Annotated in this window: 21 protein-coding genes; 8 read left to right on the top strand and 13 right to left on the bottom strand. The window is 45.9% G+C overall.

The window, feature by feature from the left end:
* Positions 1-29: 29 nt before the first annotated feature.
* Genes FHQ23_RS08635 through atoD form a run of 3 tightly spaced genes read right to left on the bottom strand, consistent with a single transcriptional unit; the run spans position 30 to position 2,603 of the window.
* On the bottom strand, positions 30-1,211 hold the full coding sequence (locus FHQ23_RS08635; protein ID WP_139613967.1) for an acetyl-CoA C-acetyltransferase: 1,182 nt from the start codon (positions 1,209-1,211) through the stop codon (positions 30-32).
* Positions 1,212-1,255: 44 nt separating this feature from the next.
* Entirely contained in the window at positions 1,256-1,912 is a 657-nt protein-coding gene (locus FHQ23_RS08630) for a 3-oxoacid CoA-transferase subunit B (RefSeq protein ID WP_139613966.1), read from the bottom strand.
* A 34-nt stretch (positions 1,913-1,946) separates the two neighbouring features.
* Positions 1,947-2,603: an acetate CoA-transferase subunit alpha gene (atoD, locus tag FHQ23_RS08625; RefSeq protein WP_139613965.1), complete on the bottom strand. Its 657-nt coding sequence runs from the start codon at positions 2,601-2,603 to the stop codon at positions 1,947-1,949.
* A 299-nt stretch (positions 2,604-2,902) separates the two neighbouring features.
* Here atoD and FHQ23_RS08620 point away from each other — a divergent pair, with 299 nt between their 5' ends.
* Positions 2,903-3,799: a LysR family transcriptional regulator gene (locus FHQ23_RS08620; RefSeq protein WP_139613964.1), complete on the top strand. Its 897-nt coding sequence runs from the start codon at positions 2,903-2,905 to the stop codon at positions 3,797-3,799.
* A 59-nt stretch (positions 3,800-3,858) separates the two neighbouring features.
* Here FHQ23_RS08620 and FHQ23_RS08615 read toward each other — a convergent pair whose 3' ends face one another.
* The 7 genes from FHQ23_RS08615 to fdhD form a co-directional block, all read right to left on the bottom strand.
* Positions 3,859-4,689 (bottom strand): class II glutamine amidotransferase, encoded by an 831-nt coding sequence (locus FHQ23_RS08615; RefSeq protein WP_139613963.1) that lies wholly within the window; start codon positions 4,687-4,689, stop codon positions 3,859-3,861.
* A 365-nt stretch (positions 4,690-5,054) separates the two neighbouring features.
* A complete protein-coding gene (gene gdhA / locus FHQ23_RS08610) occupies positions 5,055-6,404 on the bottom strand; it encodes an NADP-specific glutamate dehydrogenase (protein WP_139613962.1) in 1,350 nt (449 codons plus the stop codon).
* 107 nt (positions 6,405-6,511) lie between these two features.
* Positions 6,512-7,978, bottom strand: coding sequence for a 4-hydroxy-3-polyprenylbenzoate decarboxylase (gene ubiD, locus FHQ23_RS08605; protein WP_139613961.1), 1,467 nt, complete (start codon positions 7,976-7,978; stop codon positions 6,512-6,514).
* Between the two features lie 19 nt (positions 7,979-7,997).
* On the bottom strand, positions 7,998-8,282 hold the full coding sequence (locus FHQ23_RS08600; protein WP_267963670.1) for a type II toxin-antitoxin system RelE/ParE family toxin: 285 nt from the start codon (positions 8,280-8,282) through the stop codon (positions 7,998-8,000).
* Entirely contained in the window at positions 8,275-8,436 is a 162-nt protein-coding gene (locus tag FHQ23_RS12405) for a hypothetical protein (RefSeq protein WP_176552288.1), read from the bottom strand. Before FHQ23_RS12405 ends, FHQ23_RS08600 begins: the two co-directional genes overlap by 8 nt.
* A 101-nt stretch (positions 8,437-8,537) precedes the next feature.
* The gene (gene polA, locus FHQ23_RS08595) at positions 8,538-11,342 is read right to left on the bottom strand and encodes a DNA polymerase I (RefSeq protein WP_139613960.1); all 2,805 of its coding nucleotides are present in this window, start codon (positions 11,340-11,342) and stop codon (positions 8,538-8,540) included.
* Between the two features lie 66 nt (positions 11,343-11,408).
* Positions 11,409-12,236 (bottom strand): formate dehydrogenase accessory sulfurtransferase FdhD, encoded by an 828-nt coding sequence (gene fdhD / locus FHQ23_RS08590; RefSeq protein WP_139613959.1) that lies wholly within the window; start codon positions 12,234-12,236, stop codon positions 11,409-11,411.
* Between the two features lie 224 nt (positions 12,237-12,460).
* On the opposite strand from fdhD, the gene fdnG reads away from it, so the two are divergent.
* The 4 genes from fdnG to fdhE are packed head-to-tail and all read left to right on the top strand — an operon-like array spanning position 12,461 to position 18,016.
* Entirely contained in the window at positions 12,461-15,517 is a 3,057-nt protein-coding gene (gene fdnG, locus FHQ23_RS08585) for a formate dehydrogenase-N subunit alpha (protein ID WP_139613958.1), read from the top strand.
* A gap of 1 nt (position 15,518) precedes the next feature.
* Complete coding sequence (gene fdxH, locus FHQ23_RS08580) at positions 15,519-16,424, top strand: formate dehydrogenase subunit beta (protein WP_139613957.1); 906 nt, start codon at positions 15,519-15,521, stop codon at positions 16,422-16,424.
* A 2-nt stretch (positions 16,425-16,426) separates the two neighbouring features.
* Positions 16,427-17,095: a formate dehydrogenase subunit gamma gene (locus FHQ23_RS08575; protein WP_139613956.1), complete on the top strand. Its 669-nt coding sequence runs from the start codon at positions 16,427-16,429 to the stop codon at positions 17,093-17,095.
* Entirely contained in the window at positions 17,096-18,016 is a 921-nt protein-coding gene (gene fdhE / locus FHQ23_RS08570; protein ID WP_139613955.1) for a formate dehydrogenase accessory protein FdhE, read from the top strand.
* Positions 18,017-18,085: 69 nt separating this feature from the next.
* On the opposite strand, the gene FHQ23_RS08565 is transcribed toward fdhE, so the two are convergent.
* Both FHQ23_RS08565 and FHQ23_RS08560 read right to left on the bottom strand, forming a co-directional pair.
* The gene (locus FHQ23_RS08565; RefSeq protein WP_139613979.1) at positions 18,086-18,709 is read right to left on the bottom strand and encodes a DUF417 family protein; all 624 of its coding nucleotides are present in this window, start codon (positions 18,707-18,709) and stop codon (positions 18,086-18,088) included.
* 264 nt (positions 18,710-18,973) lie between these two features.
* Positions 18,974-19,804, bottom strand: coding sequence for a formate/nitrite transporter family protein (locus FHQ23_RS08560; protein ID WP_139613954.1), 831 nt, complete (start codon positions 19,802-19,804; stop codon positions 18,974-18,976).
* Positions 19,805-20,006: 202 nt separating this feature from the next.
* Here FHQ23_RS08560 and prfB point away from each other — a divergent pair.
* Both prfB and lysS read left to right on the top strand, forming a co-directional pair.
* Positions 20,007-21,105, top strand: a protein-coding gene (prfB, locus tag FHQ23_RS08555) for a peptide chain release factor 2 (RefSeq protein WP_139613953.1) whose coding sequence is annotated in 2 segments (ribosomal slippage) — positions 20,007-20,081 and positions 20,083-21,105 — 1,098 coding nt in all. Because the reading frame shifts where the segments join, the coding sequence is not laid out codon by codon here.
* A gap of 43 nt (positions 21,106-21,148) precedes the next feature.
* The gene (gene lysS / locus FHQ23_RS08550) at positions 21,149-22,657 is read left to right on the top strand and encodes a lysine--tRNA ligase (protein ID WP_139613952.1); all 1,509 of its coding nucleotides are present in this window, start codon (positions 21,149-21,151) and stop codon (positions 22,655-22,657) included.
* 8 nt (positions 22,658-22,665) lie between these two features.
* Here the strand turns inward: lysS and FHQ23_RS12700 are convergent, their stop codons facing one another.
* On the bottom strand, positions 22,666-22,836 hold the full coding sequence (locus tag FHQ23_RS12700; protein ID WP_267963669.1) for a hypothetical protein: 171 nt from the start codon (positions 22,834-22,836) through the stop codon (positions 22,666-22,668).
* A gap of 192 nt (positions 22,837-23,028) precedes the next feature.
* Between FHQ23_RS12700 and FHQ23_RS08540 the strand changes: the two genes are divergently transcribed.
* Positions 23,029-23,928 (top strand): DMT family transporter, encoded by a 900-nt coding sequence (locus FHQ23_RS08540; RefSeq protein WP_139613951.1) that lies wholly within the window; start codon positions 23,029-23,031, stop codon positions 23,926-23,928.
* The last annotated feature ends 30 nt before the right edge of the window (positions 23,929-23,958 follow it).

The raw sequence follows: 23,958 nt of genomic DNA, 5'->3' as shown, positions 1-23,958 counted from the left end.
ATCAGATTATTACCGATAAAAGAGAAAAACTAGATACGCTCAACCACCATTGAAATTCCTTGTCCTCCTCCAATACATAATGTTGCCAACCCTAATTTGGCTTGTTTTGCCTGCATGCTGTATAGCAACGTCACTAAAATGCGTGCGCCGCTAGCACCAATCGGGTGCCCCAGTGCAATGGCGCCGCCGTGGATATTGGTTTTCTCCAGATCAAAGTGCAAGGTTTTCCCTACGCCTAAGAATTGAGCAGCAAAGGCTTCGTTGGCTTCGACCAGATCAATCTCTGCTAACGTCAGATTGGCTTTTTGCAAGGTATTCTGTGTTGCTTGAACCGGTCCTAATCCCATTACGGCAGGATCATTACCTACGCTGGCATAACTGCGGATGCGGGCTAACGGCTGCAACCCTAGTTCAGCGGCTTTGCTTTCGCTCATTAACAACAAGGCGGCGGCACCATCGTTAAGACCCGAAGCATTGCCTGCCGTGACGCTACCTTCTTTTTTAAATGCAGGTTTCAATGCGGCAAGTTGTTCAAGGGTTGTGTCGAATTTAGGGTGTTCGTCACGATTGAACACCTTCTCACCCTTACGTGTTTTTACGCTTACCGGAATAATTTCTGCATCGAACACACCGGCTTGAACTGCCTGTGAAGCCAGTGTTTGCGAACGTAAGGCAAATTCATCTTGCTGCTGACGAGTAATAGCATAATGTTCGGCGATATTCTCTGCGGTGATCCCCATGTGGTAATGGTTAATTGCGCAAGTTAGTCCGTCTTCAATCATGGTATCCTGCAAGGTTAAATTGCCCATTCTGGCGCCCAACCGCACTTTGCTACTCAACAGATAAGGCGCTTGGCTCATATTTTCCATGCCGCCGACCACCACAATATCGGCATCGCCGCTACGAATAGCCTGCGCCCCTAATACCACACTTTTTAAGCCTGAGCCGCATACTTTATTAATCGTGAGCGAGGACGCTTGTTGATGAATACCTGCTTTTAAAGCGGCTTGTCGTGCCGGGTTCTGCCCTAAACCAGCTTGCAGCACATTGCCCATAATCACTTCATCAACCAGATCTGAAGCAACATTTGCCCGTTGTAACACTTCTTTGATCACCAAAGCGCCGAGATCAACCGCACTTACGCTAGCAAGGGCGCCGTTAAAACTACCAATCGGTGTTCTGACGGCGCTGACAATGACAATATTTTCCATATTGAGTTCCTTTTTGTTCTGTTGATTATGCTTAATGGCACAGATTAATAATTGATCACCATCTGTTTAAAATCGTCCGCCACAACAAACTCAGCGTCGGTTTTGGCTTTAATGGTTGCCAAATCTACGTTAGGTGCGTGTTCTTGTAAGGTTAATTTGCCGTCAATAAAGCTGAAAACTGCCAACTCGGTCACGACCATATGCACTTTATTTTTTGCTGTTAAAGGCAGGGTGCATTTTTTGAGAATTTTTGAAGACCCCGATTTGGCACAATGTTCCATGCCGATGATGACTTTACGCGAGCCGGTGACGAGATCCATTGCGCCGCCCATGCCCGGTACCATTTTTCCCGGCACCATCCAATTGGCAAGATTTGCTTCCTGATCAACTTCCAGACCGCCCAACACACAAGCATCAACATGTCCGCCGCGGATAAGGGCGAAAGAAAACCCGCTATCAAAAAACGCTCCGTCAGATTTTATCGAACAAGGCTGCCCGCCGGCATTCACGATATTGGGATTGGCATTTTCCGGATCATAAGCCGCCAAGCCCAAGAAACCATTTTCTGACTGCAAGGTGATGTTTACATTTGCAGGCAGATAATTGGCCACCATCGTCGGTAAGCCGATGCCCAAATTGACAACGTCACCGTGTTTTAATTCCATTGCAATACGGCGTGCAATTAATTCTTTTGCATTCATATCCTTTTCCTTTTTTATTACTTCACTTAACAGGTCAAAGTGCGGTTTTCAATACAATATAGTCCACCAATGTTGCTGGCGTGATGATGTGATTAGGCTCCAATTCTCCCGCTTCAACCAAATAATCGGTCTCGACAATCACGGTTTTACAAGCCAACGCCATCAACGGATTGAAATTTCGGGCGGAACCGTCATAGATTAAATTTCCGGCTGTATCTGCGGTATGTGCTTTAATCAGCGCCAAATCAGCTTTCAGCGGCAGTTCCAATAAATAATCGATGTGATCAATTTGTATTTTTTGTTTTCCCTCTTCCACCACTGTGCCTACGCCGGTCGGGGTTAAAATCCCACCTAAACCGGCACCACCGGCACGGATACGCTCGGCAAATGTCCCTTGCGGCACAAGTTCAACTTCAATTTCACCGGCAATCATTTTTTTGCCGGTTTCAGGATTGGTTCCGATATGGGAGGCAATCACTTTTTTAATCCGGTTATTGGCAATGAGTGGTCCGACACCGGTATCGATCAAGGCAGTATCGCTGCTAATCAGGGTAATATCTTTGGTGCCGGCCTCTAAAATTGCCTGAACCAACGTTTCTGCCGAACCAATCCCCATAAAACCGCCTGACATGATGCTCATTCCATCAAAAAGATGATGCTTTACCTCAGCAACAGAAATCACTTTAGACATAATAATTCTCCAAATGATATATATTTTATTTATACTTAATTAAATGCATATTAAATCTGCTTAAAATAGAACAGATCATTATAAAACACTTTCATACTTTTCCAATTAACGATGCAAATAAAAATATAATTGTTTTTCAACAGCTTATTTCATGATTTTTACCTGCTAAGATTTCGACAATGAGCATAGCAATAAAATAATAGGAAAAGAAATACTAATTTTTTAGACATCTATCAATTTTTTTTATAGAAGTTTGATGTACCATAGGTGTAGTTACGTAAGTTGACAGAGGAAAGGATATGGATATACGGCATCTGCGTTATTTTATTGCTATTGTGGATAATAATTTTAATTTGAGTCGTACCTCACAGCATTTATATATTTCTCAACCGGCACTCAGTATGATGATTAATGAGTTTGAAAAACGTGAAAATATACCGTTATTTAAACGGACACAGGGAAAAATAGTTGGTTTAACTTATGTGGGCGAGAATTATTATCGTGATGCAAAAGATATTGTCGAAAAGTACAATGAAATGAATCAAAACTTACATAAAATCACTAATCAAATCACCGGTAATATTACAATCGGTATTCCGCCCTTGGTTTTATCGGTAGTATTCTCTGAAATTATGCCGTATCTTATTCTGGAAAATCCGACAATTAATTTCAGCATTAAAGAACAGGGTGCATATGTATTAAAAAAAGAATTGCTATTAGAAAATATTGATTTAGCAGTATTGCTTTATCCAGAAGGGATATCTAAGAATATTATTGATTCCTTTGAGATTTCACGTTCAGAACTCTCGGTATTTTTCTCTCCAGAACACCATCTAGCACAAAAAGAGATATTGACTTGGCAAGATTTACACAATGAAAAGATGGCGATTTTTGATAAAACGTTTATGATTTATCATCAATTAAGCGAGCACTTCAAGCGCTATAATATTTACCCGAATATTATTTTAGAGTCTAGCTCTTGGGATTTTTTATTAAATTCGACTAAAATTAATAAAGCATTATTAACTATTTTACCTTTTCCAATTTCTGAACTTTATCCCGCTACTGATTATGTCTGCCGAAAAATTAAAGATCCGGTACCTTGGCGAGTGACCTTATGTCGGTTACGCAAAAATAATTATAGCAATATTGAAAATTATATTTTAGATTCATTGCTTAAAGCATTTAAATCATAAAAAATAATACCGCACTTTATTCAATATAAAGTGCGGTATTATTAAGTGAAAAGCTTAGATTAAGCTACGCGAGATTGAACACACTGAGTGCCGTCATCTTCCATTTGTTTGAACGTGCCGACGACTTCGTGGATTTTTTCGCCGTCTTTAAACATCACAAAGCCACCATGTTCCATTTTGACCCACGCCTCATTTTTGGTCAGTGGAAAAGTGGAGATGATATTCACTCGGTCATTCGGTTTAGCGAAGTCGTTGAAATCGATCACACCGTCGTCGTCAATACGGAACGCTTTGCCGAATGGGGCTTTGCGCATCACGTAATGTAAATGAGTGGAACAGTGCGCCAGCATGATTTGCCCGTTGGAGAGGATAAAATTGAATGTGCCTAACTCACCCAATTCGGCAGCAATGTCATAGACTGCGTTAAAAATCTCTTGGTCGCTCGGTTTTTTGTGATACCGCACTTTCAGTTTTTCCACCATATAACAAAATGCAGCCTCTGAATCGGTGCTACCAATCGGCTGTGCACGGCTTTCCGATAGATCCGGTATGGTTTTCAAGTTGCCATTGTGGGCAAACACCCAGTTTTCGCCCCAAATTTCACGCATAAACGGATGGGTATTTTCCAGATTGACCACCCCTTGAGTCGCTTTGCGGATGTGAGCGATCACATTTAGCGATTTGATATGATATTGTTTGACGCAATCAGCGATCGGTGATGAACTGCATGGCTTGTCGTCGCGAAAAACCCGTACACCTTTCCCTTCAAAAAAGGCGATACCAAAGCCGTCGGAGTGGTGGTCGGTGATCCCTGCGCGGCGGCGAAAACCTTCAAATGAAAACACAATATCGGTAGGGCTGTTACAATTCATGCCCAAAAGTTGACACATAAAATGCGATCCTGCAAAGCTCAAAAACGGTTTCATTAAAGAAACGAAAAGATAAGTCGAATGGTGCAGAATTATACGCTTTTTTTATCAATATAAAATAGGGGGTTATTGTTTTTTAGCAGTTTTTTTACACTTTTCAGATCGCCTGTGTTGAATTGAGTGACCGCACTTTTTATTTAGCAGCCAGTATTTCTCATGACTAGATTTGCGGGGAAAGTGTGGCTTGATTAGCGAGGGTAACTGTTTGATAAATAATTGTTACTATATCAAAATACATAATTCTGAATACGATACACAATAAAAAAACCGAGAAAATTTTTATCTCCTCAGTTTTTTATGGTTAAAAGTGCGGTCTAACTTTTCGGTTAATACACACCTTGCGCCAGCATGGCATCCGCCACTTTGACGAAACCAGCAACATTGGCGCCGACCACGTAGTTGATGTTGGCTTGACCTTCTGCCGTGCCGTATTTTTTACAATTGGCGTGGATATCCAGCATAATGCGTTTCAGTTGTGCGTCGACTTCCTCACGAGTCCAGTATAAACGCTGTGAGCTTTGCGCCATTTCCAAACCGGAAGTGGCGACACCGCCGGCATTTGCCGCTTTACCTGGTCCGAACAGTACAGCGGCTTCCAAAAGGCGGTCGGTTGCTTCAATCGTGGTCGGCATATTGGCGCCTTCTGCCACTAATTGTACGCCGTTGGCAATCAAGGTTTCAGCGTCGGCTAATTCCAGTTCGTTTTGGGTAGCGCAAGGTAGAGCGATATCAGCTTTGACTTCCCAAGGGCGTTTGCCAGCGTGGTATTCCAAACCGAATTGCTCGGCATAATCTTTGACGCGACCACGTTTGACTTCTTTGATCTCTTGCAGTGCAGCTAATTTTTCTGCGGTGAAACCGTCTTTATCGTAGGCATAGCCGGAAGAGTCAGAACAGGTTACCACTTTTGCGCCCAACTCCAACGCTTTTTCAATCGCATATTGCGCCACGTTGCCGGAGCCGGAAACCGATACGGTTTTGCCCGCAAATGATTGCCCTTTTTCTGCCAACATGGCTTGTGCAAAATAAATTAAACCATAACCAGTCGCTTCCGGGCGAATCAATGAACCGCCGAAGGACAGACCGCGACCGGTGAAGACGCAGGCGGCTTGGTTGGAGAGTTTTTTCATATAACCGGCAAGATAACCGACTTCACGTCCGCCAACACCAATATCGCCAGCTGGTACGTCAGTGTCTGGTCCGACATGACGGTATAATTCCGTCATTAACGCTTGGCAGAAACGCATCACTTCCGCATCGGATTTGCCTTTTGGATCAAAGTCCGAGCCGCCTTTTCCGCCGCCCATCGGTAATGTGGTTAAGGCGTTTTTAAAGGTTTGCTCAAAGCCGAGAAATTTTAAAATTGAGAGGTTGACGGAAGGGTGGAAGCGCATGCCGCCTTTATATGGCCCGATTGCACTGTTGTACTGCACACGGAAGGCACGGTTGACTTGTACTTGTCCTTTATCGTCAGTCCATGCCACGCGGAATTGAAAAGCACGTTCAGGTTCGACCAAGCGCTCGAGTAAGCTTTGCGAGGCGTATTTCGGATTTTTTTGCAGAAACGGCCATAATGAGGTGATGACTTCTTTTACGGCTTGCAGGAATTCGGCTTGGTGACCGTCACGTTTGGCGAGTTGTGCTAAAAAAGCATCAACAGTAGTTAAATTGCTCATGGGTTTACCTTTTTTAAGATGTGTTGTGTTTAAAATATATTTATAGTTTTATAAAAAATCCTCTGTCATTTACACAACAGAGGATTTTATTCTAAACGATATTTTTTCTAAAAAATAGACAATTTTTCCCATATTTCATCTATTTTTTTAACTATTTCTTCTTTTTTCTTTATTGGAACGCCCCATTCTCTATCTGTTTCCCCTTTCCATTTGTTCGTTGCGTCGATTCCCATTTTTGACCCCAATCCAGCCACCGGCGAAGCAAAGTCCAGATAATCAATCGGCGTGTGTTCTACGATAGTGCAGTCGCGCGCCGGATCGCTACGGGTGGTGATCGCCCAAATCACATCTTTCCAGTCGCGCGCATTAATATCATCATCGCATACAATCACAAATTTGGTGTACATAAATTGGCGCAAAAATGACCAGATTCCCATCATCACCCGCTTGGCGTGTCCCGGATACTGTTTTTTGATGGTTACCACTGCCAAACGGTAGGAACAGCCTTCCGGCGGCAGGTAAAAATCAACGATTTCCGGAAACTGTTTTTGCAAAATCGGAATAAATACTTCATTCAACGCTTCGCCTAACACCGCCGGTTCATCGGGCGGACGACCAGTGTAGGTGGAGTGGTAAATCGGGTTTTGCCGCATGGTGATGTGTGTGATAGTGAACACCGGGAAATATTCCTGCTCATTATAATAACCGGTGTGATCGCCGTAAGGTCCTTCAAGTGCGGTTTCAGCCGGATCAATATAGCCTTCCAGCACGATTTCCGCACCGGCAGGCACGTCCAATTCATTGGAAACTGATTTCACTACTTCGCTTTTATTGCCACGCAATAAACCGGCAAAGGCATATTCCGACAGGGTGTCGGGAATCGGCGTGACCGCACTTAAGATCGTCGCCGGATCAGCACCCAACGCCACTGAAACTGGGAAAGGCTGACCGGGGTGGGCTTGTTGCCACTCCTGAAAGTCCAATGCCCCGCCGCGATGGGATAACCAACGCATAATCAATTTGTTTTTTGCAATAAGTTGTTGGCGATAAATCCCCAAATTCTGGCGTTTTTTATACGGTCCTTTGGTGATGGTTAAGCCCCACGTCACCAGTGGTGCCACATCGTCTGGCCAACAGTGCATAATCGGCAATTTGTACAGATCCACTTGATCACCTTGCCACACAATCTGCTGACAATCGGCTTTGCCCAACACCTTGGTCGGCATATTCAGCACCTGTTTGAACTGCGGCAGCTTGTCAATCAGGTCTTTAAAGCCTTTGGGTGGATCCGGTTCTTTTAGAAATGCCAGCAATTTGCCGACATCACGCAGGGCAGTTACATTCTCTTGCCCCATCCCCAGTGCCACTCGCCGTGCCGTGCCAAACAGGTTACACAGCACCGGCATATCATAGCCGATCGGGTTTTCAAACAGCAACGCCGGCCCACCCAAACGCAAAGTGCGGTCGGCAATTTCGGTCATTTCTAGATGCGGATCAATCGCCTGCGAAATCCGCTTCAACTCGCCTTGCTGTTCCAACAAGTCAATAAAATCGCGTAGGTTTTTGTATTTCATAAATTATTTATTATCAACGTTAAGCAAGAGGTGGATAGAGTTGGCGGCAATGGACAATCGTAATAATCAAGATATTGTTTTCGGTTATTCGATATACAATCCTATATCCGCGAGAATAAATTTCTCTAGTATCAATAACATCGCCAACTACCCCCATTTCAGGCATTGTTGGCAATAATGCTACTGATTTTTGAATATCACCGAGTATATTTACCGCACTTTGTAAGCCGGCAAACTCGGTGATATTCATCATAATTTGTTCAAGATCGCTATTTACAACCGCTGAATATTCAATTTCAAGCACTTCTTTTCATACCTTCTGCAGCTTTTAATGCGGCTCTGATCGCATTTTCATAAACCTGCTCACTGCTGTATGTCCGCCCCTGCTGCACAGCTTGATCGCCCAATTTAATCTTTTCTGCTAAAAATTTTTTATATTCTTCCGATTTTGTATCCATACTCTCTCTTCTCCTTATTAGCCGGTATGTTCAGGTTACTGTACCCCTAGCTGCATTTTTCGTCAATCGACCACACTTTATACCTGAATTTTGAGTCAGCATTAATGCGCTTCATCCCAATTATCGCCAACACCCACTTCGGCAATTAACGGTACGCTGAGCTCGGCGGCTTGTTCCATCAAGCTTTTAATCCGTTCGGCATAAAAATCCACTTTATCTGACCGCACTTCGAACACCAGTTCATCGTGTACCTGCATAATCATTTTGATCTCATTACTGTGGCGGATTTCATTGTCGATCAACAGCATTGCCCGTTTGATAATGTCCGCTGCAGTGCCTTGCATTGGGGCGTTGATAGCCACCCGTTCAGCCCCTTTGCGGCGCATCGCATTGGCAGATTTGATTTCCGGCAGGTAGAGACGGCGTTTAAACAGCGTTTCGACAAAGCCCTGTTCGCGCGCTTTTTGTTGAATATCCTGCATAAAAGTCTGCACGCCCGGATAGCGTTGGAAATAAAGGTCGATATATTGTTGCGCCTGCCCACGGGCAATGCCCAACTGGCGAGCCAAACCAAAGGCGCTCATGCCGTAGATCAAGCCGAAGTTGATCGCTTTGGCGCTGCGGCGCTGTTCCGGTGTGACTTGCTCCAACGCCACGCCAAAAATTTCGGCTGCAGTGGCTCGGTGAATATCCTGCCCTTCGTCAAATGCTCGGTTCAGCCCGGCATCATTGGATAGATGCGCCATAATCCGCAATTCAATTTGTGAATAGTCGGCGGCGATAATTTTATTACCTTCAGCGGCAATAAAGGCTTTGCGAATGCGGCGTCCCTCCTCGGTACGAATCGGGATATTTTGCAGATTCGGATCGCTTGAGGACAAGCGTCCGGTAATCGTCACCGCCTGATGATAAGAGGTGTGCACCCGACCACTGTTTTTATCCACCATTAACGGCAGTTTATCGGTGTAGGTCGATTTCAATTTGCTCAAACCACGGTGTTCGACCAACAGTTTCGGCAGCTCGTGTTCGTAAGCCAGCTCTTCCAACACCTCTTCATTGGTGGACGGGGCGCCTTTCGGGGTCTTTTTGATAATCGGCAAACCCAGTTTATTAAATAAAATCTCTTGCAACTGTTTGGTGGACGCCAGATTAAACGGCTCACCCGCCAACTCGTGCGCTTGTTGTTCTAATTGGGTCAGGCGGATCCCGATCTGATTTGACTGCTCAAACAATAAATCGCTATCCAACAGTACGCCGTTGCGCTCAATGCTGGACAACACCGACACCAGCGGCATTTCTAATGTTTCAAACAGCTCGACCAATGTCGGCTCGGCTTGCAGTTTTTGCCATAAGGTTTGGTGCAGCTTCATGGTGACATCGGCATCTTCTGCCGCATATTCCGCTGCCTGTTCAATTGGAATTTGGTCAAAGGTCAGTTGATTTTTGCCCTTGCCTGCCACTTCCTCAAAACTAATGGTGTTGTGTCCCAAATAGCGCTGTGCCAAATCGTCCATATTGTGGCGCCCTGTGCTGTCGAGGGTGTAGGATTCCAGCATGGTGTCATAGGCGATACCTTGCAGTTGGATGCCGTGTCGGATAAAAATAGTTTCGTCATATTTAATATTTTGTCCGATTTTTTGAATCTGTGGATTTTCCAAAATCGGTTTTAAGGTGGCAAGTGCGGTCTGTAGCTCCAACTGCGGCGGCACATCTAAATAACGGTGTTGCAACGGCAGATAGGCCGCTTCGCCGTTGGGCAAGGCAAAAGAGATTCCGACCAGATTGGCTTGCATATAGTTTAGGCTGTCGGTTTCGGTATCAACGGCAATCAGTTCGGCTTGGTTTAATTTGTCTAGCCAAGTGTGTAAATCACTTTCAGTCAAAATAGTTTGATATAAAGAGCGGTCAATCTGCACGGCGGCAACGGGGGTCGCCACCGCACTTTCAGCGCTTGTTGCGGTGGCTTGATAGCTGTTAAAATGATTTACCGGCAATTCCGCTGCGGTGACCGAGCTGGAACCGTTTTGTAAGATTTCGTTCAGCCAACGCTTGAATTCATAGCGCCCAAAGGCTTCAATCAACGCATCGGTTTGCGCCGTTTGCATGGTCAGTTGGTCGTAAGACAGCGCTAATTCAACGTCGGTTTTAATCGTGGCAAGCAAATAGGATAAATCCGCCATTTCTTTGGCTTCGGCTAATTTATCGCCCAGCTTTTTCGCACCGCGAATCGGCAGCTCCGCCACCTGATCCAAGTTGGCATAAATTTGCTGCATACTGCCGATGCCTTGCAGCAGCCCAAGTGCGGTTTTCTCGCCCACGCCAGCCACACCGGGAATATTGTCCGAACTGTCACCGCGCAACGCCAGATAATCAATGATCAATTCCGGCGGAATGCCGTATTTTTCCACCACGCCGTCACGATCCAACAAAGTGTTGTTCATGGTGTTGATTAACATAATGTTGTCGTCTACCAACTGCGCCATATCTTTATCGCCGGTGCTGATCAACACTTTCTGACCGCACTTTGAAGCACGCACGGCGAGCGTGCCGATCACATCGTCCGCCTCCACGCCATCAATCACCAGCAGCGGAATACCCAACGCTTTAATCATGCTGTGCAACGGTTGAATCTGCTTGCGTAAATCGTCCGGCATTGGTGGACGGTGCGATTTGTACTGCTCGAATAGTTCATCACGAAAGGTTTTGCCTTTGGCATCAAACACTACTGCCAGATAACGCGGATTGGCTTGGCTAATCAGGCTTTTCAGCATATTCAACACCCCATACATCGCCCCCGTCGGCTCACCCAGCGAGTTGGTCAACGGCGGAAAGGCGTGAAAGGCGCGGTAGAGATAAGAAGAACCGTCCACAAGGACAAGGGCGTTATCGGCAATTTTGGCTGTCATAAATGATCACTTTTTTAATAGATGAAGTTGAATGGTATTGTAGCAAAAGTGCGGTCGAAAAAGGGATTAAATTACAAACCTTTCCCGCTCGGAATAAACTGTTGCTCGATTTCCACGGGCGAAGCCGACGAGGGAAAGCTGGTGTTGCTGTGCGAGATTGACCGCAAAGTCGGTGGCAGCGGAGACGGCGATGAGAATTTCGATGCCGCAGGCGACGCTTTTTTGTACCATTTCGTAACTGGCACGGCTAGTCACCAAAACAATACCTAGCAGCTGACCGCACTTTTGTTTTTGTTGTGCATGCCAGCCGAGCAGTTTGTCGAGGGCGACGTGCCGTCCGACATCTTCACGGATTGCCAGCAGTTCGCCATTTAGGTTAAAGAAGGCGGCAGCATGGGTGGCGCCGCTTTGTTGTGCCAGCTGCTGGGCTTGTTGTAACTGTTGCAAGCAGTTGTTGAGTTTGTTCAGATCAAAGCGCAAAGTGCGGTCGAGCGGTTGCAGTGGACGGGTGACGTGCTGTAATTGTTCCACCCCGCATAAACCACAGCCGGTGCGTCCAGCGAGGGTGCGTCGTTTTTCTTTTAATGCCGTAAAACAGCGGCTTGCCATCTCGATTTGCACTTCAATGCCGTTGCTGACGTCGACCACTTCAAGCGCATAAATATCACTTGGCTGGTCGATAATGCCTTCGGCAAGGGAAAAACCCAGCGCAAAATCCGCCAAATCGGCAGGGCTGCACATCATCACGGTGTGGGCAATGCCGTTATACACCAGAGCAACCGGTACTTCATTGGCTAAAAAATCTTGTTTTTGCAGCCAATGCGACTGTTTTTCAGTGAAGTTATCGTTGCCATTAAAGACCGTAACCGCTCTTTGGCATAAGGTTGACGACATATTTTCCTCTAATCATAAATAGGTAAATGATACTAATTTTGATATAACTCACAAAATTACGTTATATCACATTGATCTGGATTATATAAACTGATTTTGTATATTGCACAGCTCGTGGAACAAGAGTAAGCTACGCTTGAAATGTAATCTATTTTACATTTTCGTTACAACTGAAAAAACGAATGATTATTTTACTCTATCTCTCACAATTTTGAGGAGTTCTTATGCAACTCAGCAGAAGAAAATTCTTTAAAGTTTGTGCAGGAAGTATGGCAGGGACAACCGCTGCCGCATTGGGTTTTGCGCCGGCAACCGCACTTGCCGCGCCGCGCTCGTATAAACTTTTACGTGCTCGTGAAACCCGTAATACCTGTACTTACTGTGCCGTAGGCTGTGGCATGTTGCTATACAGCTTGGGCGATGGCGCGATGAACGCCCGTGAAAAGCTGGTTCACATCGAAGGCGATGCGGATCACCCGGTCAGCCGTGGGGCGCTGTGCCCGAAAGGCGCCGGTGCATTGGACTATGTCAACAGCGAACGCCGGGTGCAGTATCCGGAATACCGTGCGCCGGGGGCAAAAGAGTGGACCCGCATCAGTTGGGAAGAAGCCTATGAGCGTATCGCCCGTCTGATGAAAGACGACCGCGATGCTAATTTCATTCCGACTAACGCCGAGGGGTTGCCGGTCAACCGTTGGCTGTCGACTGGGATGTTGATGGCGTCGGCCTCTAGCAATGAAACCGGATTACTCAGCCAAAAATGGGCGCGTGCGCTCGGCATGATCGCGATTAACAACCAAGCGAGTATCTGACACGGACCAACGGTAGCAAGTCTTGCTCCATCATTTGGTCGCGGTGCCATGACAAACCACTGGGCTGATATTGCCAATGCTGATTTAGTTATCGTCATGGGTGGTAATGCCGCTGAAGCACATCCTGTCGGTTTCCGTTGGGTTATCGAAGCGAAAAAACGCCGTGGGGCGAAGTTGATGGTGGTCGATCCACGTTTCAACCGTACTGCAGCGGTCGCAGATTTCTATTCGCCGATCCGCTCCGGCACTGATATTGCGTTTTTATCCGGTGTTATCAAATATTTGTTGGATAACGATAAAATTCAGCACGAATATGTGCAGCAATATACCAATGCCAGCTATTTAGTGAATGAAGGTTTTCAGTTTGAAGACGGACTGTTTACCGGCTATAACGAAGAGAAGCACCAATACGATAAATCGACTTGGAACTATCAATTTGACGAAGAAGGTTTTGCCAAACAGGACCCGACTTTGCAGGATCCACGTTGTGTTATCAATTTGCTGAAAGCGCACGTCTCCCGCTATACTCCGGAAATGGTAGAACGGATTTGCGGTACCAAGCAAAAAGATTTCTTATATTTCTGTGAAGAGATTGCTAAAACGGCGGCGCGTGACAAAAATGCTACCTTCTTATATGCGTTGGGTTGGACTCAACATACGATCGGTTCGCAAAATATTCGTACCATGGCGATGATCCAATTGCTATTGGGCAATATCGGTGTCGCTGGCGGTGGCGTGAATGCGTTGCGCGGTCATTCTAACGTTCAAGGGATTACCGATCTCGGCTTGTTCCCGAATATGTTGACCGGCTATATGCCATTGCCGACCGATAAAGATACCTCTTTGGAAGCGTTTTTAAATCGGATCACGCCAAAGCTGACCCAGAAAGATCAGGTCAACTATTGGAAAAACACCCCGAAATTCTTTATCAGTTTGCTCAAAACCTTCTATGGCGACAAGGCGACGAAAGATAACGAATTCGGTTATCACTACTTGCCGAAAATCGACGGCGCTTACGACCATTTCCGCTACATCGATATGATGTTTGAGGGCAAAGTCAACGGCTATCTCTGCCAAGGCTTTAACCCGATCGCTTCCTATCCGAACCGGGCGAAAATGATGACAGCACTGAGCAAGTTGAAATATTTGGTGATTTTTGATCCGCTGAAAACCGATACCTCAGATTTTTGGCAGAACTACGGCGAATATAACGATGTGGATACTGCATCAATTCAAACCGAAGTGTTCCGCTTGCCGACGACTTGCTTCACCGAAGAAGACGGCTCGATTGCCAATTCCGGTCGTTGGTTGCAATGGCACTGGAAAGGCAATGATGCTCCGCAAGAAGCCAAACCAGATGTAGAAATTTTATCCGAACTGCGCGAATACCTGTTACATCTCTACCAAAAAGAGGGTGGTCGTGGGTTTGAACAGTTGCAAGCGATGCAATGGAACTATCGTAATCCGTTAGAACCGCTGCCGGTTGAACTGGCGAAAGAAAATAACGGTTACGCTTTGGAAGATTTGTTGGATGAAAACGGCAACGTGCTGGTTAAAAAAGGCGAATTGCTGTCCAGTTTTGCGCAATTGCGCGATGATGGCACCACCTCGTCCGGTTGTTGGATCTACACCGGTCAATGGACGGAGCAGGGCAATATGATGGCGCGACGTGACAACTCCGATCCGTCTGGCTTGGGTAATACCTTAGGTTGGGCATTTGCATGGCCGTTAAATCGTCGGGTGATCTACAACCGTGCTTCTGCCGATCGTCAGGGCAACCCTTGGGATCCGACCCGTCAATTGGTGAAGTGGAACGGCAAAAATTGGAACTACACCGATATTGCCGATTACACCACTGCGCCTCCAGGCAGCAATATCAGTCCGTTTATCATGCAGCCGGAAGGGGTTAGCCGTCTGTTTGCAATTGATAAAATGGCAGAAGGTCCGTTCCCGGAACATTACGAACCGATTGAAAGCCCGATCGGCACCAACCCGCTGCATCCTAAGGTGATTCACAATCCGGCGGCACGAATTTTGCCAAACGATAAGAAAACTATGGGCAGTGCGGATGAATTCCCTTACGTAGCGACCACTTACCGCTTAACTGAGCATTTCCACTACTGGACTAAAAATGCGTTGTTAAATGTAATCGCTCAGCCTGAGCAGTTTATCGAGATGGGCGAGGTGCTGGCAAAAGAGAAGGGCATCAACAATGGCGATACGGTGAAAGTGTTCTCCAAACGGGGGTATATCAAAGCCGTTGCGGTGGTGACCAAACGGGTGAAAGAGCTGCAAGTGGACGGTAAAACCATTCACACCATCGGTGTACCAATTCACTGGGGCTTTGCCGGTGTGGGCAAAAAAGGCTTTTTTGCCAATAACTTGACACCAAGTGTCGGCGACGCCAACACACAAACACCGGAATATAAAACCTTCTTGGTTAACATTGAAAAAGTGACGGGGGCTTAATATGGCAGTTCAAACTCAAGATATTATTAAAGCCTCTGCAACTTCGTCCCTGACCCCTCCGCCACAGACGCGGGATCATAAAGTCGAAGTGGCAAAACTGATCGATGTCAGTGCCTGTATCGGCTGTAAAGCCTGTCAGGTGGCGTGTTCTGAATGGAATGATTTGCGTGATAAACCCGGTACGTGTATCGGGATTTACGACAATCCGATTGATTTGACCGCCAAATCTTGGACAGTGATGAAGTTCAATGAAGTGGAAGAGAACGATCGCCTGGAATGGTTGATCCGCAAAGACGGCTGCATGCACTGCGCAGAACCGGGCTGCTTGAAAGCCTGTCCGTCACCGGGAGCGATTATCCAATATGCCAATGGGATTGTAGATTTCCAATCTGATAAATGTATCGGTTGCGGTTATTGCATTGCTGGTTGTCCGTTCAATATTCCGCGTATTAACGAAGCAGATAACCGCGCTTACAAATGTACCCTGTGTTCCGATCGCGTCAATGTGGGGCAAGAACCGGCATGCGTCAAAACTTGTCCGACCGGCGCGATCCACTTCGGCAGCAAGGAATCCATGAAGCAATATGCAGAGACCCGAGTGGCTGATTTGAAAGCACGCGGTTATGAAAACGCCGGTTTGTATGATCCGCAAGGCGTCGGCGGTACGCATGTGATGTATGTGCTGCACCATGCCGATAAACCAGAGTTGTATTCCGGTTTACCGAAAGATCCGTCAATCAGCCCGGTCGTCAGTTTGTGGAAAGGGATTTTGAAACCATTGGCGGGTATGGCAATGGGGGCATTGGCAATTGCTTCTGCCGCACATTACATTGGCGTCGGACCAAATACGGAAGAGGACGATGAAGATCTGCAAAAACCACTCGATCCACATGGGAAAGGAGAATAATCATGGTTGATTTAAACAGACGCGTTATTCGCCATAACCTGAAAGAGCGGTTGAGCCACTGGTTGTTGGTGCTGTGCTTTTTTATGACCGCACTTTCCGGCTTGTCGTTTTTCTTTGCTGACTTTGCTTGGATTGCAGAAGTATTGGGCACACCACAACTAGCACGGGTGTTGCATCCGTTCACCGGTTTGGTGATGATTATCGCCTTTGCTATTTTGGCAAAACACTATTGGCGTGATAACTTGATTGAAAAAGGCGACTGGCAGTGGTTGCTCAATGTGGTTGAGGTGCTGAAAGGCAACGAACACCATGTGGCGGATGTTGGCCATTACAATATGGGGCAAAAGTTGCTGTTCTGGACCTTAATTATGGCGTTAGTCATTTTGCTGGTTACCGGTGTCATCATGTGGCGTCCCTATTTTGCCGAGAATTTTTCTATTCCAGTGATTCGGATTGCATTATTGCTGCACGCAACCAGTGCCATTGCCCTTATATTGGGGATTATGGTGCATGTGTATATGGCAATTTGGGTGAAAGGCTCGATTCGAGGCATGGTTGAAGGCTGGGTAACAGCGCGTTGGGCAAAAAAACACCACCCACGCTGGTTCCGTGAATCCATTCTACCTGAATTGGAGAAAGAGCATAGACAAGGGAAGCAAGAGCATAAATAAATGAGTATTCGCATTCTAGCGGAAAGCGAAATCAAACAAGCAGCGACGGGGTTTTTTGCTCCACCGCTGCTGTTCGCCAACCCGAAAAATTTATATCAACGCCGGGCAGCCCGTCTGCGCAAGCTGAGTGAAAATCACCCGCTACAAGATTATCTGCGTTTTTGCGCCAATATCGCTGACGCCCAGTTAGACTTATTGCAAACGGCACCGATTGCTATTGATGTCCGTTTAAGTGCGGTCAAAGATAATGCTGCATTATTGGCACAACAGCCGTTGCATTGGAAAAATTGGCAGCGCGATCCGATTTGGCTGGAACTGTTACAGCAGTTGTTACAACGGATCAAACCGAGTGCCAATGATGCGATTTTAGCGACGATTGAGTGGTTGGAAAAAGCTTCCGCCAGTGAACTGAACGCACTAGCCAGTCAGCTGTTACGTGATAATATGCTGTCTAATCAAAGTGATAAGGCCATCTTTCTGTGGGCGGCACTGTCGCTGTACTGGACTCAACTGGTACAACAAATTCCTCACCAAGCCAAAACTGAGTTGGGCGAAAACCGCCAATTTTGTCCGGTTTGCGGCTCTGCGCCGGTTGCCAGTACGATTCAGCTTGGGGAGGTGCAAGGTACACGCTATCTGCACTGTTCGTTGTGCGAAAGTGAATGGCATATGGTGCGGGTGAAATGCAGCAATTGTGAGCAAGGCGGCAAGTTGAATTATTGGTCGCTAGATTCAGATCATGCGGTGAAAAGTGAAAGTTGCGACGACTGCCATAGCTATCTGAAAGTCTTGTATCAGGATAAAAATCCTGAGGTTGAAGCCGTTGCCGACGACCTCGCCAGCCTTTTCCTCGACGATGAAATGGAGAAAATGGGCTACGCCAAAAGTGCGGTCAACCCGTTTTTATTCCCGTCAGAATAGCGTCAGAATAGCGTCAGAATTGTAAGAAAAAACAAAAGGGTGGATTGATGCCACCCTTTTTTCCATCTTTTAAGCCCTGGCTTTCAGGAAACGCTGTGCGCATTCTGAGGCGGCGGTCAATCCACCTGCCATCATGATAATATCTTTCAAGATCAGCCGACCTGCCCCCGACAGATATGGGAAGCCGTAATTCGGTGTCGGCAGGTCACCGCCCAAATTTAGCACATAGGTCTCTGGGGTGGTGATCAAAAATGAGAGCGTGACAATTGACATTCCAAACGTCAACAAGCCGCCAAGCATACCGGTTGTTGGGTTCCAAATTCCCGATAAGGTTAGTAAACCAATAGTGACAATTACTGCGCCCAAACCGTAAGAAAACGGATAAGTCCCGTTTTGTTTATGCCAATCAATATTTTTTTGTACCATTTTTCCTTCTGGATTTTTGTATAAGGTATATTCTTTGACCAACTCGCCTTTCTCATTTTCAACCATTTTTTGGCTGTCTTTGTAGAAAAAACTCATAAACGGACTGTTGGCAACAAAATGCACAATGCCGTCGGCTTCATACTGAAACGCCTTCAAGCCGCCGATCCACAACATCACGATACAGATAGCGATTCGGATAAAATTAATAAATATACGTTGTTTACCGGCAAGAAATTCTGCCGCAATTCTGATGATATTAACACTCATGTTGACCCCATTATTATTAGATTGAACCATTGAGAAATGCCTTAAAAAGCTTCAGCCAAGCGGTATAATGATCTAGATAACACCGATTGCAAATAAATATTATTCTCATTTGTTGGGGCTGACAGGTGAAATAATCGCAATAATACCGTGTAAAATCTTAATAGGAATAGAATATGATCTCATGCATAAAAATAGCGAGAGGGGAATAAAGCGGAAAAGTGCGGTTTGAGCAGATCGTTATTGATCTGCCCAATGTTCAAATGCTTATTTTTTACCGATTTCGTCCGTAACCTGGCCGTAAATCATAATGGTAAACACGACGGTTCCACCGAGAATATTACCTAACGCTGTTGGGCCTAAAAAGGTGACGAAGTAGTCATAGAGATTGGCATCGCCTTGAATCACCAGATAAGCCATTTCTGCTGAACCGACCACCACGTGAGTAAAATCGCCTAAGGCGATCAAATAGATAAAGAAAAAGATCATCACAAATTTGCCGTTGCCGACCGTTGGCATCATCCACACCACCGATGCAATCAAAATGCCCGCTGGAATACCACGCAGAATATTGTCGCTGACCGACATCGAGGCAACGTGGTGGGCTATGTCATTCATTGCCACCACAAATTCTGGATTGAAAACGTGGTGGTTTTGTAAAAACAACGCTGCTAGGGTAGTACCGATTAAATTGGCACCGAACACCGTCGCCCATAACTTTGCCACCGCTAGCAGTTTTTTTAGACTCAGCGGATTAAATAAGGGAACGACGGTAGTAATGGTATTTTCGGTAAACAATTGCATCCGCCCTAAAATCACCAACAAAAATCCGACGGTATAGCCCATATTGGTAATCAACGGCGCCCAAGGTTCATTTGGTGTATAAGCGGTAAATACAGCCTTGAAAATAAAGGAAAAGGTAATGACTAAGCCTGCGGTAATGCCTGAAAAAATCAGCGCTTTAGTTGGGCGCGATAGTTCTTCAATCCCGTCTTGGCGGATAATTTCATACAGCAAGCGCGGGCTTAAACGCTCGTGTTCCTCCACCGCCATGCGATCGCGATAGGATAATTTGCTGCTGTTTAATTCTGATTTCATTATTCCTCCTGTTAAGTATATTTTTTGAGCAAAAAAATTAAAAAAGTTTGCCACTATAGCATAAAGCGTCAATAAATAAAAAATGTCGGAGATAACTGCGCCAACCGCACTTAAGCGCCATAAATAGAATTGTGCCTGTTAAATCGTCGCTAAATATCATATAATTTCCCCCTTTACAGTGAATTTATAATCGGTATTTAGAATGTTTGAAATTAATCCCGTCAAAAACCAAATCAGCGATCTCGGGCAACGTACCGAGGTTCTTCGGGGGTATCTTTGACTTCGACGGCAAAGTCGAGCGATTGGAAGAGGTCAATGCTGAATTAGAGCAGCCGGATGTATGGAATGATCCGGAAAAAGCACAAGCGCTGGGCAAAGAGCGGTCAGGGTTGGAAGCGGTGGTCGATACCATTCGCACTTTGGATCAAGGTTTGCAAGATGCCGAAGGTCTGTTGGAATTGGCGGTAGAAGCCGAGGATCAGGAGACCTTCGATGAAGCGGTTGCCGAGTTGCAAGAGTTGGAAGCCAAACTGGCGCAATTGGAGTTCCGCCGGATGTTCAGCGGCGAACACGACAGCGCCGATTGCTATGTCGATTTACAAGCCGGTTCCGGCGGCACCGAAGCACAGGACTGGACGGAAATGCTGGTCAGAATGTACCTGCGTTGGGCAGAAAGTAAAGGCTTTAAAACCGAATTGATGGAAGCTTCCGATGGCGATGTTGCCGGGATTAAATCTGCTACTATTCGGGTCAGCGGTGAATATGCCTTCGGTTGGTTACGCACCGAAACCGGTATCCACCGCTTGGTGCGCAAAAGCCCGTTTGATTCCAACAACCGCCGCCACACTTCGTTTAGTGCCGTATTTGTTTACCCTGAAATTGATGACAATATTGACATCGACATCAATCCGGCAGATTTGCGCATCGACGTTTATCGTGCCTCCGGTGCGGGTGGACAGCACGTCAACCGAACGGAAAGTGCGGTGCGGATCACCCATATTCCGAGTGGAATCGTGGTGCAGTGTCAAAACGACCGCTCGCAGCACAAAAATAAAGATCAATGTATGAAGCAGTTGAAAGCCAAGTTGTACGAAATGGAACTGCAAAAGAAAAATGCCGAGAAACAGGCGCTGGAAGACAGCAAATCCGACATCGGCTGGGGCAGCCAGATCCGCTCCTATGTGCTGGACGATGCACGGATTAAAGACCTGCGCACCGGCATTGAAAACCGCAATACCCAAGCGGTGTTGGACGGTGATTTGGATAAATTTATTGAAGCCAGCTTAAAAGCGGGTTTGTAACCGAATATTGAAATAACCCTAAGGAATACATAAGGAATACATTATGTCAGAACAACAACTTCCGGAACTGGATCTGCACGGTGAAATGTTGGTGCGTCGCGAAAAACTGACCGCACTTCGCCAACAAGGCAATCCATTTCCGAACGACTTTCGTCGTGAGCATTTGGCGCAAGATCTGCACCGCCAATACGAAAGCCAAGAGGGCGAAACACTGAAAGCGCAAGAAATTGCCGTGAGCGTTGCCGGACGGATTATGACCCGACGCAAAATGGGCAAAGCCAGTTTTATCACTCTGCAAGATATGAGCGGCAGAATTCAACTGTATGTGGCGCGCGATCTGTTGCCGGAAGGCGAATATGAGAGTCTGATGGCGTTGCTGGATTTGGGCGATATTGTCGGTGCCAAAGGCACGTTGTTTAAAACCAAAACCGGTGAGTTGACCGTACGCTGTACCGCACTTGAGCTGCTGACTAAAGCGTTGCGCCCGTTACCGGATAAATTCCACGGCTTGAGTGATCAAGAAACCCGTTACCGCCAGCGTTATCTGGATTTGATCAGCAACGATGATTCGCGCCGTGCATTTGTGATCCGCTCGAAAGTGATCAGCGGTATCCGCCAATTCTTCCTGGATAAAGGTTTTATGGAAGTAGAAACCCCAATGCTGCAAGTGATTCCGGGCGGCGCGGCGGCGCGTCCGTTTGTCACCCATCACAACGCACTGGATATTGATATGTATCTGCGGATTGCGCCGGAATTGTATTTGAAACGCTTGGTAGTCGGCGGCTTTGAGCGAGTGTTTGAACTGAACCGCAATTTCCGCAACGAAGGGGTGTCGGTACGCCATAATCCGGAATTCACCATGCTGGAATACTACCAAGCCTATGCTGATTACCACGATTTGATGGACAATACCGAAGAACTATTGCGCAAACTGGCGCTGGATATTCTCGGCACCACTAGCGTACCATACGGCGAATACACGTTTGATTTTGGTAAACCGTTCGAACGCTTGACCATGACTGATGCCATTCTGAAATACGGCAACAATATCCAGCCTGAACAACTGCAAGATTTTGCCCAAGCCAAAGCTCTGGCGACAACATTAGGCATTGAAGTGCAAAAATCGTGGGGCTTGGGCGGCGTGATCAATGCCATCTTTGAAGAAGTGGCAGAACACCACTTGATTCAGCCGACGTTCTTGATGGCGCATCCGGCGGAAATTTCGCCGTTGGCACGGCGCAACGATGACAATCCGGAAGTGACCGATCGTTTCGAATTGTTTATCGGCGGACGTGAAATCGGCAACGGTTTCTCCGAGTTGAACGATGCCGAAGACCAAAACGCCCGTTTCGACGAACAAGTCGCCGCCAAAGAGGCGGGCGATGACGAAGCGATGTTTAAGGACGAGGACTTTGTAACTGCACTGGAACACGGTTTGCCACCAACCGCCGGCGAAGGCTTAGGTATCGACCGCTTAGCGATGATCTTCTCCAACTCGCCGTCGATTCGTGATGTGATTCTGTTCCCGGCGATGAGACAGCATAAAGATTAACCGCACTTTTATAGCACAACCGCGGTCGGATTGAATCCGCTCGCGGTTTTTTTAGCGAAGGCGAAACGGTTGTCGTCAAACTCCAGATTGAGAAACAGCACTTTGCCGATAGCCGCTTGTTGAATCAACGATTTTATATGCTGAACCCCATGAAAGAAGTTCATGATATACCCAGCCATAAAAATCACGCCGTTTTCCTCGCACGCACTATCTCATCCTATTATTTTCCTACTGTTTAAAAAATAATTATGTTAAAACGCATTCAGTCGGTATAACATAATCAATAAAATAATAATCTGCAAGAGCCGTCTTTAAAATAAAACCGCACTTTTATAAAGCCTAATAAAAAGAAGCGACATAGTGGAAAAACAATGAAAAATGAGTATAGTGTTCGGATAATTTATATTGTCTTAATGGGGTTTGGTTTTCCTATTATGCGCTATATGAGTTTATATTTTGATCCTTTAAATAATAATGCTATTCGCTTTCTTTTTGGCAGTCTATTTTTATTATTGATTTGTGTATTTAAATTTAGACGTATTTTAAAAGATAGCTTAAATGATCCGATTTTAATTTTAAAATTAAGCCTGCTTGGTTTATTTATGACGGCAAATATGTACTGCTTTATGACAGGACTACGCCATACCAGTGCTTTGACTGGCAGTATTTTCGGGATTTTAGCGATGCCACTTGGTATCTTGATGATAGCGCTGTTTTACCAGGATGAACGGCGTAAAATTCAGCACCGCACTTTTTATCTTGGTGGCGGGCTGGCAATTATCGGCTCATTAATTTTTGTTTTCTATGGCAATCAAGCCACTGCTGAACATGAGAGTACGGATTTTATTCACGGCGCTTTTTTTCTTGCGACGGCTATTTTTATTCAATCTCTACAAAATGTTATTGTCAAAGATATTGCGACAAAACTGCATGTTATTATTATCAGCACAACTACAGCGACTATTGCTGGATTGATTTTTTTAACGATAGCAATCTTCAGTGGCAAAATAAATCAATTAAGTGCGGTCAGTGATGGCTTATTAATTGCGTTGGCGCTGTCTGGTATTTATGGCATTTTAAGCGGAATGTTGCTGGCATTTTATATCGTGCAAAAACAAGGTGTGGTGATTTTTAATTTAATCCAATTGCTCGTGCCGTTATCTACTGCATTGGTCGCTTATGTTACCTTGCATGAACAAATTAATCTCATGCAGGCAATTGGAGCGTTAGTGGTGCTGGCGGGTTGTTTGCTGGCGTTGAAAAAAAGATGAGCCATATTCAAATTGGGCATAGTAGACAAA

Source organism: Testudinibacter crocodili, from assembly GCF_006228025.1.
Classification (GTDB): Bacteria; Pseudomonadota; Gammaproteobacteria; order Enterobacterales; family Pasteurellaceae; genus Chelonobacter.
Note: the sequence above shows the minus strand (reverse complement) of the source record. Positions and strands in the feature narration are given on the sequence as shown.